Genomic DNA, 20809 nt, shown 5'->3' with positions numbered 1-20809 from the left:
ACTTAAAACAAAGGAAAAACAATGGCAACATATAAATTAGATTTAAATGGTGATTATTCAAGTGAGGTATTAAGCTACTACTTGTGGGGACAAAAGAATGCTCCTAGTAAAAGTGAGATAGCAGATACTAAATGGATAGACAGAAAAGAAGGTATTACTTTAAATGTAGATGGCGAGGAGTTAGCTAAAAAACTAGGAAATTTTGTAAATGCAAAAGATTTTAAACTTTTTGAAGTGTTTTAATAAAAAATAATAATATTTTAATAACTTTTTAAATAAAATATTTTTTAAATTTAATATACTAAATTATAAAGTTTAAAATTCTGTAAATATTTATATGGAAATTTTATGAGAAAATCAATATTATTTTTAATGCTTATAATAAGCTTTAATTTTGGATCTAACTATGATACAAGTATAAGTTTAGAAAGGCAAAATTATAATGAAGAAGATATTAATTCATTATATAATAGTTTTTGCCATATTACAAAAGAGTTAGAGCAAGATAAAAATGAATGGATAAAAGAAAAAGAAAATTGCAAAGATCAAAATTGTATAAAACAAATTTATCTATCTAGAATTAAAGAATTAAATACTTCTTTACAAAATTTAAATACTTTTCCAATTAAATTACTAAATCACATTAAAGATATGCAAAAATATAAAATTTGTAGAAAATACCCTTGTAAAATACCAACTTTTGAAGAAAAAAATTTTGTGTGTAAAAAAGGATATCGATACACAAAAGAACAAATCAAAAGTATGGAAAATTTTTGGAATGATTTTTTTAAATTTAAAGATATTTCTATAAAAGATTTTTTAATAAATAAAGAGAAATATAATAGCGAAAAAGTAAAAAAAATACTTGGAAAATGTTGGAATTTTGAATTAGACAGGGATGTGCGTAAATATTTAAAAACAAATGAACAACCAGCAGAATATGAGATCACAAAAGATAGATATAAGTATGTATCTATAGCAGAGCTATACTTAAAAGGCAAGAAATTTTTATATATAAAGCCTGTTTCATTAATATCATTGGAGTTTGATAAAAAATACAAAAGAGATATTGGACATTATTATTTAATAGATAAAGAGTTTTGCAAAAAAAGAAATTTGGATACAAACTTAATCAAGGCTCTACTCAACAATACAGAAAATATTAGACTTTCAAATGATAGTAGAAGTGGAGACTATATAGCTATATATAAAAATAATTATTATCTTTTAGAACTTGAATATTTTTCTAGTGGAGGAAAAGGTATAGCTATATATGATTTATGGCATGATACATCATCAGTTGTAAATATGGATTTGAAAAACCCACTTATTAATTCTGAATTAAGCAGTATAGAGTGCAGTTTAAAATACGAAAAGAGTTGCCATTAAAGGCAACTCTTAATATTATAATTACATAGCTTCAATAAAAGCGTATATCATCATGAAAAGGAAGATAAATCCTGTGATTACCATAGCATAACCTATGAAGTAAGAGAATGTCTTCCAAGCATTAAAGTTATCATTTTTAACCTTAAGCTCTTCAAGTTTACCACTTTCTTTAAGTCTGTTATACCAAGGCTCTCTTTCTTGTTTTAACTCTTCTTCAGTTAAATGTCCTGAGAAGATTACCATATCCATAGGGAATTTATTTGCCCTAAAGTGTGTATGGAAGAAGTGGAACAAGAATATAAATCCTAATGCTAGCAACGCTTCATCTGAGTGAAGGAATGTAGCAAGATTTAGTAATTCACCTGGTAAAAACTTAGTAAACCAAACAGGGAACCAAAGCATTAAACCAGATAAGCCTATAATAAACATACCCCAGAACACCGCAATCCAGTCAAATTTCTCCCAGTATGTCCATCTATCAAACTTAGGCATAGTTTCACGCTTACCAATGAACCATAGGAAGTTTTCTTTAAGATCTCTAAAGTCTTGGAAATTTGGCATTAATGAATCTGGTCCAAACAATTTTCCTAAGAATATCTTAAAGCTGTATTTTCCTGTTGCAGGATCAATTATAGCTTTTCTATTTCTCCATCCATGTAGAGTAAACTCGGCAATATGGCTTAAGAATACTATAATCATAATAATAGCTGATATATGGTGAATTTTAATTGCACCCATAGGTCCACCCATTATAGCGATCATATCTTGAGCCCAAGAAGCTGTATAGAACTTTTGAGGAAGTCCAGAGAATCCTAAGCCTAAGAAGCTAGCTGCTAAGAAGAAATGCTGAATTTTATGGAAATTCGTAAATCTTTCAATTTTAACAGGGTCACTATGAGCTTTTTCTTTTGCCTCTTTCCACTCTTTTGGATATTTTGCTCTTGTTATAAGCAATCTCATTGTCCATAATGCTGTATGTATAAAGAAAAATCCAAATACAACTGCTATTAATCCTGTCATAAAAATAAATGCACTATATAGCATTGTATTATCTGGATCAGTATGATCAGCATGAGCTATCCAATTAGAGAAGTTTTCTCCTCCACCAGGGTGACATGATGCACAAGTTTCTATTCTATTTGCACCAGGATGTAGAGTTGAACGCTTATCATCTATTTTATAAATATTATGAGCACCATGACAATCATAACAAGCAGCAACATCTATAGCTTTACCAGCATCTTCAAGATACATCGCCTTTCCATGGAAAGTATTATGATAATGCTTTCTCTCTTTTTCATGACAGCTACCACATTTTTGGTCACTCATTTTTTTCATATTTACAAGAGTTGTTTCCTTGCCCATATGCACATCGTGACAATCTGTACACATAGGGCTATTTTCTTTTGTGCTAACTAAAAAGCTATGAGCACTTGTACTAAATTCTTCGCCCTCTTCTTCGTGACAAAGAGCACAGTTTTGGTTAATATTTTTTCTATTACTCGCAAAATTTTCAGATATTGCTTTTTTATCATAGCCTATTTGAATACCATGACAATCTCTACAAGATGGAATATCTCCAAACATAATTTGTCTATGTATAACATCTGTATAATCAGTTACACTTTCTGATTTTGCCCAGTTATTACTACCAACATATTTGTATTTATCTGGAACATTTGAACCATTCTTTTTTTCAACTGGATTACCATGTAATATCCAAGCTTCAATACCTTCAAGCATTACATAAACATTTTTATAACCCATCTTCATAATAGATAATGCCGCTTCACTACTTGTATAGCATAATCTATTTAAGCAGTAACAAAGTATTGTTGCATCTTTATCTTTAGGCATCATAGCCTCTAATTTATCAAAAGGTATTCCCATGTCTACATCAACTAAGGTAGCACCTTTTATAAACCCATACTCATTTCTAACTTCATTCATATTAAAATCATAAACATGAGCGCCATTTTCCATAATCCCTTTTGCTTGAGACATACTGATTGGAATTACGCCATCAACGATGGCCATAGAACCTTCTCCAGAAGCATGTGTTTTAGCTGGAGAGAAAAACAGCAATGAAGCAAATAGAAAAAGAGTAGTAAACATTTGTTTTAATAATCTATTCATATCATTGTCCTTATTACTTTATAAAAGCTCAGCTATTGAAGCTGAGCTTATAATTAAAAGATGTTATTTAATACCTAGTATATTTTTTGCTTGTTCTAAATACACTAATGCTTCATCAACTATCTTTTTAGAATATTGCGGACCATGAATTCCCCAACCACCATCTTTTTCAAGTTTCTTTTTAACTTCATTAGCTTCTTTTGCTAAGAATATAGCTTGGCTTTTCTTATCAACATCAAGACTTACGTTATTAGCAATAGCTTTATTAACTTCTTTTAAGCCTTTTTTGATTTCTTCATATCCATTCTTAACAGGAGTTTGCCATTCCATAACTTTTTCATAGATCATAGCTTGATCTGTAAAGTGTAAATCTTTTGGTAAAGTTGATTGGATAGGACTGTGACATCCACTTGCACCTGGTTTAACTAGGTTAGGGTCTGCCCAAGTTGTTCTACCACAACTCCACATTAAGTCAACAAAGAATCTACCATTTTCATCTCTATCAAATCTCCAGCCTTTAACATTCATAGGATCTCTATCTTTTCCTGCTGGTGGGTTGATTGACTTTCTATCTTTGCTTACATCAATTTTCCAAATATGGCTTGTTCTAACATTATCGAAACCACCTTTATCTGGATTTTGAACAGCTGCAAAGTTTTCACAACTCATCATAACAGGCATATGGCATCCTGTACAATTATCTTTAGAATGGGCTCCACCCATTTCAGCAAAAAACTCTGTTTGTGTTGGGTGGCAATCTTGACAAGTTTGTTTTAGTCCAACTAAAGTATATTCATCTCTCCAGTCGTTTGCTGTAACTTCGTGTGGATCGTGACAAGTTGTACATCTCATACCTTTATCATAGTGTAATGAACTATACATTTGAGCACCTTCTGTGCCACATGATGGACAACTTGATTTAAAGTATGCATTAAATGGTTTTCTTGGATTTGGCTCAGCCTCATCTTCATGAAATGCAAATCTTTGGTGACATCTTTCACAGTTACTTGGCATACCAGCACCTCTTGCACCATACAAGTGAGCTCCAGCTCCATGACACTCTTCGCATGAAATACCTCTTGAGATAGTGTGTTCTCTTAGCATATCCTTATCTCCTATAGCGTCAAAAAACTCTTGTCTTGATTTAAAATCAAATTTGAAACTATGACATACTTCACAGTATGAGCTAGCTGGTTGAAAAGCCATTGATTTAGCATAGTTTGCACCATATGAGTTTGTTCCCCATACAGTTGATTGAGAACGACCAAAATCTTCCATTTTTGTTGGGAAGCCTGGTGAAAATTCAGCAATTTTTTTAGCTGTTTCTGGTGTAATGTGTTGCGCCCAAACTCTAGAGAATTGGTTGCCACCAGCTACCATTTTACCACTTAAGTCGCTCAAATTTCCATCTTGAACATGGTAAGTTCCTCTAACTAACCATCTATCTATAAAACCATATTTTGTTCTTGGTGTTCCAATAACCGCATATATATCATCTTCTTGAATACCTAGTGGGAGTATACTTGCTGAACTTCCATAAAGAGGTCTTTTTAAATCGCCATCTACCTCTAACATTTGCTCAGGGAATCTTACTGATTTTGCATGTCTTGATCTTTCCCATTGTTCATATTGTGCAGGGTGACACTCACCACATTTATCTGGACCAACAAATTTATTAGGATAGTCTAGAATTGATTCCATACCTAATCTATATGTTATAGCAGCTCTTTCAAGTCCTTTTTTCTTTGCAAATTTCGGACCAGAGTTCATCTCAACAAACTCTTCCATACGGTCACTGATTCTATATTGACCTACAAGCCTACCCTCTCTTTCATAGTGAAACATAGGGTGTCTTTCAAAAAGTATCTCTAAAAAACCATCAGCATCGCCAACATAGTTTTCTAAAGTTCTTGGAGTATTTGGATCAATCTCCCTAATACCCATAGCGTTTAATCTCTTCTCATTTTGAATTTTGCTTTGATATTTGTTAACATCAAATTGTTCTGGACGCTTACTAGCAGCCCCCAAAGATGCAAAACTTCCCCCAAAAAGCAAACAGGCCACTGTTACTTTTAACCAACGTGTTTTCATCCAACACCTCCTAAATTTGTTCTTTAACTATATTTAGTCCTTATTAAAGGAGCTAAAATCCTAAATTTTGATATATATACTCAATATTAAACTTAATTTATATGAATTGAGTTGAAAATTTAAAAAATATATATATCAACTATTGAAATTATATTTAATTAATATTAATCTAACTTGAAATATTTAGCTATTATTTTAATATTGTTTACTATTTATTACTTTTTATTTATCTTATTAAATAATATATAAATTTTATTATAATAATATTGTATTTTATATCTAATTTTATATAGTCTTATAGCTTTTATGCATAAGGTACTTTAAAGCAATAAAAAGTAATAATCTTAAATATATAAATATAATTTAAAATCTAACATATTAAATTAAAAAGGATATATAATGTGTAAAAAGATGATATTCGCATCTGTATTTATTTTATTGTTTTTTACAGCCTGTAGTCCCAAGATTGATGAAACCAATCCTGTTGAAGTAGTTAGGGGCTTCATATTATTGTGTGAAGATGGTAAAGTAGAAAAAGCAAAAGAGCTATTAACTAAAAATCATAATCTCTTATATTTGAAAAAATTTGAAGATATGGGAAATGGAAAAGATCTGTTTTATATAGATTATGATTATAAAGGCAACGATGATATTGTGGAGCTTACTTTTGAAAATCTTAAAGAAAAAAGTAGTCCAACTTTAGCAGTTATAAAACTTACTTCAAACTACAAAAGACAGCATCATACTTTTACAAAAAATGTAGTATTGCATAAAGTAAAAAATAAATGGAAAATACACGATTTTATGTTTATGCCTGTTAAAGTTAAATAGCTATATTAACTATTTAAAAATAGTTGCATTATTAAATGTAATATTAGACCCAAGTTACAAATCATACAAATTTATTAAGGAAAATATATGAGAAAATTTTTATACGCCTTTTTAGGTATGCCTGCGGCATTAGTACTAATGTTGATATTTGGCATAGCTAGTGCTGTGGCTACTATAGTAGAGACTACGCAAGGCATTGATGCTGCATGGGCATATGTTTATGGCGCTGATTGGTTTGCTATTGTACAACTTCTAATTGTTATAAACCTAGCATACAATATCTATAAATATAAATTATATTTGCCAAGAAAAATTCCTGGTTTTTTATTTCATGCTAGTTTTATAGTTATATTTATAGGTTCTGCATTAACTAGATATGTTGGCTTTGAAGGCTCTATGCATATAAGAGAAAACTCTCAAACCAATTTAATATCAACAAGAGAGGTGTTTATACAACTTATGGCTCAAAATGATGACAATGAAGAGGTTTCTAAAGATATAAAAAAATATATATCTACAGAGGGTTTAAAGCCGTTTGATTTCTCTTTAGATTTAGGTGAAAATACTGCAACCTTAAGATATGAAAAATTTGTATTAAATAGCGGTATGCAATGGGTGGAAAAAAAAGGCGGTGAACCAGTTATCGAACTTTTTTTCTCAGATGAACAAAACAAAAGAACTGTTCTTTTAAAAGATCGCCAAATAATACCAATAGGTGATCTTGATATTGCTTTTAATACAAAACCAAGACAACATAATTATATCCAAATCACACTTAAAGACGATGGTAAATTCTATATAAAAACTAATCAAAATATAGGTTTTATAGATATGGCTGAGCAAGAAAAAGGAACTTTAGAAAAAGATGTGGATATATCTGTGGAAAATCAAAGATTATACAATATAGATGGCATTAACTTTGCATTCAAAACAAAACTCAAAGAAGCCAAAAGAGATATAGTAGAACTACCTAGAACAGAAATGGGAAACAATGCACTTACAGGAACGCTCGAATACAATGGAGGAAAAGAAGATGTTTATGTATTCTTTGGTGATGCGCCAAGATCGTTTTTTGTTGGTGGAAAAGAATTTAAACTAGCATGGTCACCAAAAATGATAGAACTTCCTTTTAGTTTGTATTTAAAAGATTTTGCCATGGATAGATATCCAGGCTCAAACTCGCCTTCTGGATATAGTAGTGATGTAATAGTAAAAGATGGAGACTTCGAAATGGAATATAAAATTTATATGAACCATGTACTTGATTATAAAGGATATAGATTTTTCCAAAGCTCTTACGATAGAGATGAAAAAGGGACTATACTTTCTGTAAACAATGATCCTGGAAAAGTTCCTACATATATTGGCTATTTTTTAATGATGCTTGGAATGTTTTTAACACTGTTTAATAAAAATTCAAGATTTTTAGAACTATCAAAATTAATTGATGACAGAACTAAGATAGATAATAAAAAAACAAATTCTTTTAAAAAAGGCGCTATGGCATTGCTTATAGCAACATGTATAGGATTTAGCACAACACCGGCAAAAGCATTTTCAGATGTACCACCAATTGATGTAGAACACTCCATGAAACTTAAAACTTTAACTGTTCAAGGTTTTGATGGGAGAATGAAGCCATTTGATACGGTAGCAAAAGAAGTTCTTCAAAAAGTGTACAAAAAAAGTAAATATAAAAACATGAACCCAACTCAAGTTATGCTTTCTATAATGGTAAATCCAGGATATTGGAGAAATGTTCCTTTTATTAAAGTAAGTGATCCTGAACTTAAAAAGATTATTGGAATTCCAGAAAATGCAACTCATGCTAAATTTAGTGATTTTTATGCTATTAATGATAAAAAAACATCATATTATAAGCTTAGTTTATTAACAGATGAGATAAGTAGAAAACCGCCTAATATTAGAACTAAATTTGATAAAGATGTTATAAAAGTTGATGAAAGATTAAATATTTTTTATATGACATATATAACAGAAATTTTTAAAATTTTACCAAAACAAAATGATCCAAATCATACATGGTATTCTCCATATAGTGCTATGAGATCATTTACAGGAAATGAATTGCAACAAACAACAAATCTACTTGAGGGGTATTTTGACAATGTTATTGAAGCTCAAAAAAGTGGCGATTGGAAAAAAGCAGATCAAGGACTAGAGGCAATAAGAGAGTATCAAAACACAATTGGAGAAAAAGTTGTTCCTAATATGAATAAGATAAAATTTGAACTTATATTTAATAAAGCTAAAATTTTCCAAAGACTTTCACCTATCTATCTTTTAGCTGGGCTTGCTCTTTTAATTTTTGTTTTTATAAGGATAATGAGGCCAAATATAAATATGTCTTTTGCTTTTAAAAGCGTATATACTGTAAACATATTAGCATTTATAATACACACTATTGGACTTGGTATAAGATGGTATATATCAGGTCATGCTCCTTGGTCAAATACATATGAATCATTAGTTTATATAGCATGGTCGCTTTCGTTAAGTGGGATAATATTTTCTAGAACTTCAGCCATTTCCCTATCTCTAACATCAATCCTAGCTGGTGTTACGCTTTTTGTGGCTCATTTAAGCAGTATTGACCCACAAATTACTCCACTACAACCTGTTCTTAACTCTTATTGGTTAGTAATCCATGTTTCAGTTATAACTGCAAGCTACGGATTTTTGGGTCTTGGTGGACTTTTAGGTATGTTTACTTTAATGCTTTTATTATTTAAAAAATCAGATAAAGATGATGAAATTTCTAGAAATATAGCAGAAGCTTCAAGAATAAATGAAATGAGTTTGATTTTAGGTCTTTTTTTATTAACTGCTGGAACATTTCTAGGTGGTGTTTGGGCAAACGAGAGCTGGGGAAGATATTGGGGTTGGGATCCTAAAGAGACTTGGTCTTTAATTACCGTGTTAGTTTACTCAGTTGTAGTTCACATGAGACTAGTTCCAAAACTAAATTCTCAATACTGGTTTGCTGTAGCTTCAATGTTCTCTTATGCAAGTGTAATGATGACATACTTTGGAGTAAATTTTTATCTTTCAGGAATGCATAGTTATGCAAATGGTGAAAGTATCCCAGTACCAAAATCTGTTTGGATAAGTATTTTAGTTGCTATAGGCTTATCAACCTTAGCTTATTTTAAAAGAAAATATTCTAAAAAACTTTGAATAACAAAACCAAATCTAAGCTAATATTTAGCTTAGATTTGGCATTTTATCCACATGTATATTTATAATAATTTTCCTGATCCAAAATTTGCTCCTGATGATATGCCACTTTGTGTTGGTGGAAATTTAAATCCTGAAACATTGATTAATGCATACAAAAAAGGTATTTTTCCTTGGTTTTTAGAAAACGAACCAATATTATGGTGGTCTCCAAATCCACGTGCAGTTTTATCTCCAAAAGAGATAAGAGTTCAAAAAAGCATGAAACCATTTTTAAATAGATATAGTGTTAAATTTGATTATGATTTTGAATCTTTAATAAATTTATGTTTTAATCAAAGACAAAAAGAGGGAGCTACTTGGCTAAGCCAAGATATAGTAAATGCCTACACCAAACTTTATCATATGGGAATTGCTCATAGTGTTGAAGTCTACAATAAATCAAATAAGCTAATAGGCGGTCTTTACGGTCTAATATTTGGTAAATTGTTTTGTGGAGAAAGTATGATTAGCATAGAAAAAAATGCATCAAAAACAGCCCTAATATATCTATGTAAAACCTTAGAAAAATATAATTTTTTAATAGATTGTCAGATATCAAACCCTCACCTTAAATTTATGGGCTCAAGAAATATATCAAGAGATAAATTTTTAGAAATATCAAAAATTTTAATCTCTCAAGAAGTGATAGATTTTAAAAAATTAAAACCAATTTATAACTAGTATTAAGTTATTTTTTTTATAATAGTTGTTTATTAAAAGGTAAGGCATGCACAAAAACAAAGACACAAGATTAAGCGCTATTATAATTTTTATGCTTATAGTCCCATTATTGCTATCTCTTTTTATTTTAGCTGCTTATTACTGGGCTAATACAGATAGAAACCTACCTACTCTACAACTTAAAAAAGAAAATCTATCTATAAGAGGAGATATAATAAGTCAAGATGGCTTTATATTAGCACACTCTAAAAAATTACATAAAATTACAGTTGATACTAGAAGCATTGATATAAATAAACTAGATATGTTTATAAATTTATATTCAATCTATACAGGCGAGGATAAACAAAAGATAAAAAATCTTCTAAGCAAGAAAAATGGATCAGTTGTTTTATCTTTTAACGCTGACACAAAAACAGCAGAAAATTTAAAATCTTTATCTCGAAAACTTAATCAAAAAAAAGTTTTTATGCCTTTCAAGGTTAGAAATGGTATTTATTCCCCTGCTATAGATATAGATATTATTCAAAGTGGAGAAAATAGAAATTATATAGCAAATGACTCACTTAGCCCAATTCTTGGATATGTTAAAAAAGAAGAGATAAATAATATAACTAGAACGCAAGGAGTTAAAGGAGTAGAGAAATTTTATGATTACTATCTTAGTGATTATAAAAATGATGAGATAAAAGGATATAGAGATATAGGCAATAATATAATCTTAGATAAATCTTCTTTGCTAAATAAAAAAGAGAGTGGCTTTAATATCATTTTAAACATACCCATAAAGTTACAAAAAAGAATAGAGCTTTTACTTAGTCAAAAAGCTAAACAATATGACGCAAAAGAGATAATTTTAGGAATAATAGAATCAAAAACTGGCAAAGTTTTATCTCTTGTCTCATCACAAAGATACAACCCATCAAAAATTACAAAAAAAGATTACCACGCGTTAAATTCTTCTGCAATTGAGTATATTTATGAACCAGGTTCAGTTATAAAACCAATAGTATTTTCTATAATATATGAAGCTGGAAAAGTAAAACCAAATGATATTATAAATACTCACAATGGTGTATTTAGACTAGGTAGACAAACTATAAAAGATACTCATCCAAAAAAAGAGATGAGTGCTGAAGATATTATAGTGTACTCATCAAATATTGGAATGGCAGAACTTTCTGAAAGAATAGATGGATTATCTTTAGCGCAAGGCTTTAACTCTTTTAAAATCTCCAGACATACAAATATTGATTTACCATATGAACATCAAGGAAATATAAGAGCTCTTAACAATAAAACCCATAAAATAAGTGTTAGCTATGGGTATGCCATAAACACAACATTCATTCAACTTTTAAATGCCTATACTATATTTAATAATAGTGGTCTTATATCATCGCCTAGAGTAGTAAATACTTTAGAGAAAAATGGTAAATATTATGAAATAAATAAACCAAATTTAGAAAAAGCTATATCACCAAAAACAGCAGAAGCTGTAAAAGAAATTTTAATTAACACTGTAAAAAGAGGAACAGGTAGAGGAGCACAAACAAATGGCCTTATAGTTGGCGGAAAAACTGGAACTGCAAAAGTTGCACAAGGTGGAAAGTATGGAGATTTATACAATAGCTCATTTTTTGGCTTTGCAAATGACGCCAACCGTAGCTACACTATAGGAGCATTAGTAATAGAACCAAAACAAGGTAGTTACTATGCATCACAAACAGCTCTTCCTGTATTTAAAGAAGTTATCAATATCTTAATAGATGAAGGCTATCTAACACCTGCAAAATCTAATGAAGATATTGACATTGATAAAAACGATTTAGAAAATATTATTGATTAAACTATATCTCCAAACTTAGTTTATTTATAAAACTAGCAAATTCGTCTTTGTCATTTGGGCATTTTACCACTTCATAAAATTCAAATTCTTCCTCATCAGCAATTTCACGGTATTCTATATCTAGTTCAAAATCTGTTTCTGAATTATCTATACAAAACGACATTGGTATAACTAAAGCTCTTTTGCTTTTTAAATTTTTTAAAACTTCACTTAAATTTGGACCTAGCCACTCTACTGGTCCTAATTTTGATTGATATGCAAGCCTTATCTCTTTAAAATTGATTTTAAACTCTTTTATTAATTTTGTTAAGATATCTACATGTTCTTTAATATGCTCTTCATAAATATCGCCACGCTCTACCATCTTTTTAGGCAATGAGTGTGCTGAAAAAATTAAACTTGTTTTTGCTATATCCTCATCTGAGAGTTTTTCTATACTATCTTTAATTAAGTTGACAATTATCTCATTATATTTGCTATTTTTATAAAAATATTCAACCTCTTTAATATTTGCTTTAATATCTAATTTTTTTAATGCCATTTTAACATCATCTAGGCTAGATAATATAGTTGTTTTAGAATATTGAGGATATAAAGGAAAAAGTATAATTTCATTATAATCTTTATATTTAGATAAAACATCAATGGCAAATGGTGGAGTATATCTCATTATAAAATCAACATCATACTCACTAATTTTTTCAACTTTATCTACTAATCTTTTTGTTATATCAACTATGGGTGATTTACCACCTAATCTTTCATAATTGCTTTTAGCATCTTTTTTTCTAAAAAATGTTATTAAATTTGCTAAAACTGATCTTAAAAAATCACTTTTAATATTTAAAATATATGGGTCGTTGAACATATTTTTTAAAAATATCTCAACCTCATCTAGATTATTTGGGCCACCCATATTTAATAATAGTATCACTTTTTTCATTTTAAAATCTCTCTAGCTTTTATTATATCTTCTACTCTTGCTAATGGACCAGAATTGTCATTTGTGCACATCTCATAGAAGTATTTATGCTCATTTCTAATAGAAAAATCCTCATTTTCAACCTTTAAATTTACCCTTCCATTGCTTGTTAATTTACACAAAGAAAACTCAGCTAAATCTGCTAAATATATTCCACTTTCTGCGCAAATTTCCATAACAACTCTATATTGAGGATAGAAAGAATTTGAACTTATATTGACTAAAATATTATTTTTTGTTTTGAGATTAGAGTGTGCTATAGCTAAACTATCTTGATTCTCAAATATAATTTTTTTCATATCAAAAAGGTTGATATCTGAATTTGTTAAAAACCTAACTAAATCCAAATCTCGCAATAAAAAGTTTTCCACAATATCCATGTCATTTTTACAATTACAAGCCCTTATTATATTTATAGAGTATATATTTTTTTCTTTTTTAAATTCTCTAACTAATGATGTAACGGTTGGATTAAATCTATCATTAAATCCGATTGCGATTTTAACATTGTTAATAGAAGCTGCATATTTCATCTCTCTTGCTTGTTCTAAATTTGAAGTAAATGGAGGTTCTACAAAAATATTTTTAATATATTTCATACATTTTAGTATAATCTCTTTATGTGTTCTTGAAGGAGTTGTTATTATAACTGCTTGAGGTTTTGACACCGCAAACATCTCATCAATATCTTTAAAAAAAGCAAATCTTCCAAATTCCTGAATTTCTTCTTTATCGCAAACCGCAACAAGCTCAAAGTAATCAGACCTTCTAAGCTCGCTTAAGTGCTCTTTGCCTATTTTACCAAGTCCTATTAGTGCGACTTTTACCTTCATAGCCTTCCTTGATTTCATACTTGTTACAAATTATATCTTAAATTATTTAACACTTGAAAAAGAGCTGATAAAAGCTTTGTTAGCTTAAATTTAAAGTAATTTAGATAAAATATCTGAATTAAATTTTAAATTAGGAATATTTATGGATATTAGAGCTGAATTTTTAAATTTTTTTAAAAACAAAAAACATGAAATAGTACCAAGCTCACCATTAGTACCAAATGATGATACACTTTTATTTACAAATGCTGGAATGGTACCATTTAAAGATATTTTTACAGGATTAGTTCCAGCCCCAACTCCTCCAATTAGAACAAGTTGTCAAACTTGCATTAGGGCTGGTGGAAAACATAATGATTTAGATAATGTTGGCTACACAGCAAGACATCACACTTTTTTTGAGATGCTTGGAAATTTTAGCTTTGGAGCATACTTTAAAAAAGAAGTTATAGGATATGCGTGGGAATTTATAACAGAAGTTTTAAAACTTGAAAAAGATAAACTATATGTAACGGTTCATGAAAAAGATAATGAAGCATATGAGTACTGGAAACAGTATGTAGATGAATCAAGAATATATAAATTTGGAGATAAAGATAACTTTTGGCAAATGGGTGATACTGGACCTTGTGGACCTTGTAGTGAGATATTTTACGATCAAGGAAGTGAACATTTCAATACAGATGAAGATTATATGGGTGGTGATGGTGATAGATTTTTAGAAATTTGGAATCTTGTTTTTATGCAGTATGAAAGAAGCAAAGATGGCAAATTAAGTCCACTACCAAAACCTAGCATTGATACTGGAATGGGATTAGAGAGAGTTTATGCTATTAAAGAGGGCAAATTTAGTAACTATGATAGTTCGCTTTTTATGCCAATTATTGACAAAATTGAAGAAATTTGTGGTAAAAAATATGAATACGCAAGTGGTGCAAGTTATAGAGTTATAGCTGATCATATACGCTCAGTTGTATTCTTACTAGCACAAGGTGTAAATTTTGACAAAGAGGGTCGCGGGTATGTTTTAAGGAGAATTTTAAGACGCGCTGTAAGACATGGTTATCTTCTTGAAATTAAAAAGCCTTTTATGTATAAATTAGTAGATATAGTGTGCAAGATTATGGGTGAGCATTATGCCTATCTAAATGAGAAAAAAGATTATACAAAAGAGTTAATAAAACTTGAAGAAGAGAGGTTTTTTACAACCATTGCAGCTGGCATTGAGCTTTTTAATGAAGAGCTTAAAAACACAAAAGATATTTTTAGTGGAGAGGTTGCTTTCAAACTTTATGACACTTACGGATTCCCGCTTGATTTAACATTAGATATGCTTAGAGATAAAAACTTAAATGTCGATGAAGATAAATTTAATGAACTTATGAGCGAGCAACGAAAACGTGCAAAAGCTAGTTGGAAAGGTAGTGGAGATAGTGTAAAAGAAGATGGTGACTTTAAAAAACTTTTAGAAAAATTTAAAAACAATGAGTTTATAGGGTATGAAAATAAAATTTCTAAAAGTAAAATTTTAGCACTGCTTGACAATGATTTCAAACAAGTAGACAGCCTACAAGCAAACGAAACTGGTTGGATAATGCTGGATAAAACTCCATTTTATGCACAAAGTGGAGGACAATGTGGCGACACTGGAACTATCAATTCTAGCTCCAAAATATTAGACACAAAAAAGTTTTTTGGTTTAAATTTATCCAATGTTCAAACTAAAGAAATTTTAAAAGCTGGAGATATAGTAAAAGCAGAAGTTAGTGACACAAGAGATATGATAGCAAGACATCATAGCGCTACTCACCTGCTCCACTCTGCTTTGAGGACTATACTTGGTGAGCATGTAACACAAGCTGGAAGTAGTGTTGAGGCTGATAAGTTAAGATTTGACTTTTCACATCCTAAAGCACTTTCAAAAGAAGAAATTCAAAAAATAGAATCTTTTGTAAATAGTGCAATATCAAAAGGAGCTGCTGCTAAAACAGAGATAATGAGCATAGAAGATGCTAAAAAAAGTGGCGCTATAGCTCTTTTTGGTGAAAAATATGATAGCAACGTAAGGGTTCTTAGTTTTGGCGATGTTAGTAAAGAGCTTTGCGGAGGGACGCATGTTAAAAATATCTCAGAGATTGGAGCATTTTTAATTACAAAAGAGAGCGGTGTTAGTGCTGGAGTTAGAAGAATTGAGGGGATTTGCTCTTTGGAGGTTGTGAAATTTGCAAATAGCCTCAAAGAACAAATATTTAAAATAAATGATGAATTAAAAAGTAAAGACCCGTTAATATCTATTCAAAAACTAAAAGAAGAGATAAAAACACTAGAAAAAGAGTTAAGAGATAGAAGCTCATCAAAACCAATTGAGCTATCAGATATAAATGGTACCAAGGTTGCAGTGGCTGAGTTTGAAGGCGATATTAAATCAAAAATAGATGAATTAAAAAATCAATATGATAAAATAGTTATTGTCTTTTTCAATGTAGTAGATGAAAAAATTCAAATAGCAGCTGGAGTTAAAAATGCTCCCATTAAAGCTGGAGTGTTGGTAAAAAATATAGCTAAAATTCTAGGTGGTGGTGGTGGCGGAAGAGATGACTTTGCAACTGCTGGAGGAAAAGATATAAGTAAGCTGAATGAGGCTATGGATAGTACTAAAAAAGAGATAGAGGAACAACTGATTTGAACTATGAAATAGATGGTGCATTTGCAAAAAGTGAGCAAATTTTACCATTTTTAAATGATGTATTTATCATATGCTTTATAACCGTAAATATCATGTTTGTATTTACAACTAGGTTGTGTTTTAAAACAGAGCAAGAAAATTATAAAGCTCTGTTTAAATTTTATAGATTATATAAAATTTACTTTATTGTTCTTTTTTTATGCGTTATATTTTCTGATTATATACTCTCTCAAAGTGGCGATTTTAAGTTCTCAGACCCTATGATATTAGCTACTATAAATACAAAATTTGTTATTTATCTATTTGTATTGTGCAATTTTATATATATCTCCTCTAAAATAAATATAGCTAGAAAATTCTATCAAGAAAACAACATTGAAGAGACAAAAGAAAATCTAATTATAGCAAGCCATTATTTTGGAGTTTTAAATATAGCTCTTCTATTTTTTATAATATATCTTAAAGTTGTTATTGGAGAATTTAAATGATCTATTTAGCCTCAAGTTCATCATCAAGAGCTAAGATACTAAAAGACAATAATATAGAATTTAAACAAATTCCATTTGATTATGATGAGAGTGGGGTTAATAAAAAAAATATTTATAAATATCCATATGAAATTGTTACTTTAAAACAAAAACAGTTTATGAAAGCCTATAAAAATATCACAAATGTTTTATTTGCTGACAGTGTTGTTGCTGTAAATAATCAAATTTTTGGCAAAGCTAAAGATGATGAAGAGGCACTTTTTATGATTGAAGAGCAAAGTGGTAATTACTCAAGCGTTATAAGTGCTTTTATATTTAACTCAGAAGATAAAATAATCACAAACTTAAGTATAACAACTTATAAATTTGCTAAATTTAATAAAGACGATATTGAAAATTATATAAAAACTAAAGAGTATAAAGGAAAAGCTGGGGCTATGATGATAGAAGGTTTTAATAAAAAATATATAGTGAAACAAAAAGGAAATACAAGCACAGCAATGGGACTTAATATAGAGGCTTTAAAGGCATACTTATGATGAAATTTATAGTAAGAGCTATATTTGGCTTTGCAATAGTATCTGTATTTACAGCTATTGGTATATTTATCTATTTTTATTCAGAAATTGAGCACGATTTAAATAATATTATAGATTATAAACCCACCCTTACGACTCAAATTTATGATAGAAATGGTGATTTGATAGCAAATGTCTTTGATGGAGAAAATAGGGTCTATGCTAAATATGAAAATATTCCTGGAAAGATGATAGAGGCACTAGTTGCTATAGAAGATACAAACTTTTTTGAACATGAGGGGATTAATGTAGAGGCTATTCTTAGAGCTATCATAAAAGATATTGAGACGATGAGTTTTGCACAAGGAGCATCTACCATAACACAGCAACTTGTTAAAAATATCCTTTTAACCAATGAGAAAAAATTAGATAGAAAAATCAAAGAGATGATTTTATCTCTTAAACTGGAAAAAGAGCTCTCTAAGGAGGAAATTTTAGAGAGATATTTTAATGAGGTTTATTTTGGACATGGATACTATGGTATAAAAACAGCAGCTCTGGGCTATTTTAGAAAAGAGCTTGATGAGCTAACACTTAAAGAGATAGCAATGCTTGTTGGTCTTCCTAAGGCTCCTAGTAGTTATGATCCTACAAGGCATCTAAATCTATCTTTATCACGTGCTAATAGAGTCATTGAAAGAATGTATGAGATTGGATGGATAAGCAAAATAGACTATGAAAATGGACTTAGAGAAGAACCTACTATCTATGATGATAGTCTTACACAAAACAAAGCACCTTATGTAGTTGATGAAGTTATAAAAGAGGCAAATAGATTTTTACCGAATTTAAAAACTAGTGGATATAAAATCTATACGAGCGTGGATCTTAAAGTTCAAAAAATGGCACATGATGCTTTGGTTTTTGGCTATAACGAAATCTTAAAAAGAGACAAAGATGCCAATGAAAGTATTTTAAATGGAGCTATTACGGTTACAGATCCTACAAATGGAGATGTGTTAGCATTAGTTGGTGGTGTTGATTATAGTAAAAGTAATTTTAACCGTGCAACACAAAGCAGAAGACAAACAGGCTCTAGCTTTAAGCCATTTATATATCAAGTTGCGCTAGAAGAAGGCTACTCTCCAATGAGTGAAGTGGCTGACATACCAAGAACATTTGATGATGGTTCAAACAAAGAGTGGGCGCCTAAAAACTATAGTAAAAACTATGATGGCTATATTACTATAAAAACGGCACTCCAAAAATCAAGAAATTTAGCAACTGTAAATTTAATGTATTCGCTAGGAACCAAAGAGGTGGTAGATACTTTAAGAAGTTGGGGGTTTAAAAATCTTCCTTACGCCCTATCAGTATCCCTTGGAAGTTATGGAATTTCTCCACTTGATTACTCAAGATTATACTCTATGTTTGCAGGAGGTGGTGTGGTTAGCACCCCTAAATTTATGGTTAGAGCCACTAGTTTTTATGGTGGAGAGACTATCTTTAAACCTGAGCAGATTGAGCTTATAAAACCTGAACAAGCATATCTAATGGTAGATATGATGAAAAACGTTATAAATAGTGGAACAGGTAGAGCAGCTAGGGTAAAAGGCATACAAATAGCTGGAAAAACTGGCACTTCAAACAATAACATAGATGCATGGTTTTGCGGGTATACCCCTGAACTTTTAATTATGATATGGTATGGAAACGATAACTATACGCCTATGAGAAATGTAGAAGTTGGAGGAAGAACTGCAGCTCCTGTATTTAAAAAATTAGTTGAAGACTATATAAAAGAATTTCCTGAAACAAAAAGAGTATTTAGCGTTCCAAAAGGGGTATATAGTAAAATATATAAAGGTAAAGATGAGCTATACACAACAACTTCGCCTCTTCCATCTCAAGAGAGAATTCCTGATAATTTTGACTACGAAACAGGAACGGGTGGCGGAAGTTCGCTATTATTTTAGATTATTAAGATTGTAAATTTACAATCTTAATTTTACTTAAGGGTTTGATTTGAACGATAAAGAATTAAAAGAAATATTAGAAGCAGAATTTCTTGATATTCGTTGTTATATAAACAATGATTCAATTACGATAAGTCCAGAGAGTATAACACATAGACCATTTGAGATAAAATGGTTTAAAAAGATTGAAGACATATTGGCAACCTCAAAACCTAAATCTAGTATTACATTTAGATATTTTATTTTTTTAGATGAAGTTGATTTAATAAATCATCAAATAACTTTTGAAAATTGTGCTTTTAATTATCCATTTAATATAGATTCCAAAGAATACAATAAAGCCTTAAAATTTAAAAATTGTCAATTTAATTTAGAAGAAAATTTAATTTTTGACAATAATAACAAAACTAATTTTATAAATAATATTCAATTTTTAAATTGTAATTTCAATTCTGATTTTAAAATAAATAGCCAAAATTTTAAAAAGCTAGAATTTAAAGATTGTATTTTTAATGAAGATATAAAAATTGATTGCTGTAAAATACATAATTTAGTTTTTTGGAATACTCGACATTCTGAAGTTATTTTTAACAAAGAAATAAATTTTGATAATACTAAACTAAATGATGTAGATTTTATAGACTATATATTTACAAAATATCCGTGTTCATGTTATATGTCAAAACTTAAAAATCAAAATTACACAAATTGTAAATTTAATTTTGATTTTAACTACATAACCGAAAAAGATATTTTAAATTTGAAATTTGAAAATTGTATTTTTACTGGAAATGTAAATTTTAATAATACTGAGTTTAATCAAAATTTATCTTTTAAGAATTCTAAATTTGAAAAAGAATTTAGATTTGAAAATGTTAAATTTTTACAAGATAATGATAAAAACAAATAAAGTAAAACTATAGATTTTTCCAATATAAAATTCAAAAACAATGCTTACTTCAATAATACAATATTTAATAACTATGTTGATTTTCATGAAACACAATTTGAAAATGTAGCTTGTTTTTTTGGAGTTATTTTCAAAGACATTATAAATTTTTCAAATGTTGTTTTTAAAGAATTTAACAAAGTAAATTTTGTAAATATAA

General features: G+C 29.5%; 15 protein-coding genes. 11 read left to right on the top strand and 4 right to left on the bottom strand.

What is annotated here, in order from left to right; genetic code table 11:
* Window positions 1-21: 21 nt before the first annotated feature.
* Together CBLAS_RS03015 and CBLAS_RS03010 are read left to right on the top strand one after the other, a co-directional pair.
* Complete coding sequence (locus tag CBLAS_RS03015; protein ID WP_172658170.1) at window positions 22-243, top strand: hypothetical protein; 222 nt, start codon at window positions 22-24, stop codon at window positions 241-243.
* 105 nt (window positions 244-348) lie between these two features.
* Window positions 349-1389, top strand: coding sequence for a lysozyme inhibitor LprI family protein (locus CBLAS_RS03010; RefSeq protein WP_106871228.1), 1041 nt, complete (start codon window positions 349-351; stop codon window positions 1387-1389).
* A 21-nt stretch (window positions 1390-1410) separates the two neighbouring features.
* On the opposite strand, the gene CBLAS_RS03005 is transcribed toward CBLAS_RS03010, so the two are convergent.
* A complete protein-coding gene (locus tag CBLAS_RS03005; RefSeq protein WP_106871230.1) occupies window positions 1411-3525 on the bottom strand; it encodes a cytochrome c3 family protein in 2115 nt (704 codons plus the stop codon).
* A gap of 63 nt (window positions 3526-3588) precedes the next feature.
* Window positions 3589-5469: a cytochrome c3 family protein gene (locus tag CBLAS_RS03000; protein WP_241517595.1), complete on the bottom strand. Its 1881-nt coding sequence runs from the start codon at window positions 5467-5469 to the stop codon at window positions 3589-3591.
* A gap of 546 nt (window positions 5470-6015) precedes the next feature.
* Between CBLAS_RS03000 and CBLAS_RS02995 the strand changes: the two genes are divergently transcribed.
* The 4 genes from CBLAS_RS02995 (at window position 6016) to CBLAS_RS02980 (ending at window position 12217) form a co-directional block, all read left to right on the top strand.
* On the top strand, window positions 6016-6447 hold the full coding sequence (locus CBLAS_RS02995) for a hypothetical protein (RefSeq protein WP_106871234.1): 432 nt from the start codon (window positions 6016-6018) through the stop codon (window positions 6445-6447).
* Between the two features lie 87 nt (window positions 6448-6534).
* A complete protein-coding gene (locus tag CBLAS_RS02990; protein ID WP_106871236.1) occupies window positions 6535-9645 on the top strand; it encodes a cytochrome c biogenesis protein in 3111 nt (1036 codons plus the stop codon).
* A gap of 54 nt (window positions 9646-9699) precedes the next feature.
* A complete protein-coding gene (gene aat / locus CBLAS_RS02985) occupies window positions 9700-10368 on the top strand; it encodes a leucyl/phenylalanyl-tRNA--protein transferase (RefSeq protein WP_106871238.1) in 669 nt (222 codons plus the stop codon).
* 46 nt (window positions 10369-10414) lie between these two features.
* A complete protein-coding gene (locus CBLAS_RS02980; RefSeq protein ID WP_106871240.1) occupies window positions 10415-12217 on the top strand; it encodes a peptidoglycan D,D-transpeptidase FtsI family protein in 1803 nt (600 codons plus the stop codon).
* 1 nt (window position 12218) lies between these two features.
* Here the strand turns inward: CBLAS_RS02980 and hemH are convergent, their stop codons facing one another.
* Both hemH and CBLAS_RS02970 read right to left on the bottom strand, forming a co-directional pair.
* Window positions 12219-13160: a ferrochelatase gene (gene hemH, locus CBLAS_RS02975; protein ID WP_106871242.1), complete on the bottom strand. Its 942-nt coding sequence runs from the start codon at window positions 13158-13160 to the stop codon at window positions 12219-12221.
* On the bottom strand, window positions 13157-14032 hold the full coding sequence (locus CBLAS_RS02970) for a Gfo/Idh/MocA family protein (RefSeq protein ID WP_106871244.1): 876 nt from the start codon (window positions 14030-14032) through the stop codon (window positions 13157-13159). The genes hemH and CBLAS_RS02970 overlap by 4 nt, the downstream gene beginning before the upstream one ends.
* A 142-nt stretch (window positions 14033-14174) precedes the next feature.
* Here CBLAS_RS02970 and alaS point away from each other — a divergent pair, with 142 nt between their 5' ends.
* Genes alaS through CBLAS_RS02945 form a run of 5 tightly spaced genes read left to right on the top strand, consistent with a single transcriptional unit; the run spans window position 14175 to window position 20610 of the window.
* Entirely contained in the window at window positions 14175-16718 is a 2544-nt protein-coding gene (gene alaS / locus CBLAS_RS02965) for an alanine--tRNA ligase (RefSeq protein WP_106871246.1), read from the top strand.
* On the top strand, window positions 16715-17206 hold the full coding sequence (locus CBLAS_RS02960) for a hypothetical protein (RefSeq protein ID WP_106871248.1): 492 nt from the start codon (window positions 16715-16717) through the stop codon (window positions 17204-17206). The genes alaS and CBLAS_RS02960 overlap by 4 nt, the downstream gene beginning before the upstream one ends.
* Window positions 17203-17745, top strand: coding sequence for a septum formation inhibitor Maf (maf, locus tag CBLAS_RS02955; RefSeq protein WP_106871251.1), 543 nt, complete (start codon window positions 17203-17205; stop codon window positions 17743-17745). The genes CBLAS_RS02960 and maf overlap by 4 nt, the downstream gene beginning before the upstream one ends.
* A complete protein-coding gene (locus CBLAS_RS02950; protein WP_106871644.1) occupies window positions 17745-19700 on the top strand; it encodes a transglycosylase domain-containing protein in 1956 nt (651 codons plus the stop codon). The genes maf and CBLAS_RS02950 overlap by 1 nt, the downstream gene beginning before the upstream one ends.
* Before the next feature lie 49 nt (window positions 19701-19749).
* Window positions 19750-20610 (top strand): pentapeptide repeat-containing protein, encoded by an 861-nt coding sequence (locus CBLAS_RS02945; RefSeq protein ID WP_106871253.1) that lies wholly within the window; start codon window positions 19750-19752, stop codon window positions 20608-20610.
* Window positions 20611-20809 lie beyond the last annotated feature (199 nt).

It is taken from the genome of Campylobacter blaseri (assembly GCF_013201895.1).
In the GTDB taxonomy this organism is placed as follows: Bacteria; Campylobacterota; Campylobacteria; order Campylobacterales; family Campylobacteraceae; genus Campylobacter_B; species Campylobacter_B blaseri.
The sequence above is the reverse complement of the archived record's forward strand: the minus strand, read 5'-3'. Positions and strand labels throughout refer to the sequence as shown.

Excerpts from the sequence above, each read along its gene's own strand:
- CBLAS_RS03015 (WP_172658170.1), top strand. The coding sequence starts at position 22 with ATGGCAACATATAAATTAGATTTAAATGGTGATTATTCAAGTGAGGTA.
- CBLAS_RS03010 (WP_106871228.1), top strand. The coding sequence starts at position 349 with ATGAGAAAATCAATATTATTTTTAATGCTTATAATAAGCTTTAATTTT.
- CBLAS_RS03005 (WP_106871230.1), bottom strand. The coding sequence starts at position 3,525 with ATGAATAGATTATTAAAACAAATGTTTACTACTCTTTTTCTATTTGCT.
- CBLAS_RS03000 (WP_241517595.1), bottom strand. The coding sequence starts at position 5,469 with ATGGGTATTAGGGAGATTGATCCAAATACTCCAAGAACTTTAGAAAAC.
- CBLAS_RS02995 (WP_106871234.1), top strand. The coding sequence starts at position 6,016 with ATGTGTAAAAAGATGATATTCGCATCTGTATTTATTTTATTGTTTTTT.
- CBLAS_RS02990 (WP_106871236.1), top strand. The coding sequence starts at position 6,535 with ATGAGAAAATTTTTATACGCCTTTTTAGGTATGCCTGCGGCATTAGTA.
- aat (WP_106871238.1), top strand. The coding sequence starts at position 9,700 with ATGTATATTTATAATAATTTTCCTGATCCAAAATTTGCTCCTGATGAT.
- CBLAS_RS02980 (WP_106871240.1), top strand. The coding sequence starts at position 10,415 with ATGCACAAAAACAAAGACACAAGATTAAGCGCTATTATAATTTTTATG.
- hemH (WP_106871242.1), bottom strand. The coding sequence starts at position 13,160 with ATGAAAAAAGTGATACTATTATTAAATATGGGTGGCCCAAATAATCTA.
- CBLAS_RS02970 (WP_106871244.1), bottom strand. The coding sequence starts at position 14,032 with ATGAAGGTAAAAGTCGCACTAATAGGACTTGGTAAAATAGGCAAAGAG.
- alaS (WP_106871246.1), top strand. The coding sequence starts at position 14,175 with ATGGATATTAGAGCTGAATTTTTAAATTTTTTTAAAAACAAAAAACAT.
- maf (WP_106871251.1), top strand. The coding sequence starts at position 17,203 with ATGATCTATTTAGCCTCAAGTTCATCATCAAGAGCTAAGATACTAAAA.
- CBLAS_RS02950 (WP_106871644.1), top strand. The coding sequence starts at position 17,745 with ATGAAATTTATAGTAAGAGCTATATTTGGCTTTGCAATAGTATCTGTA.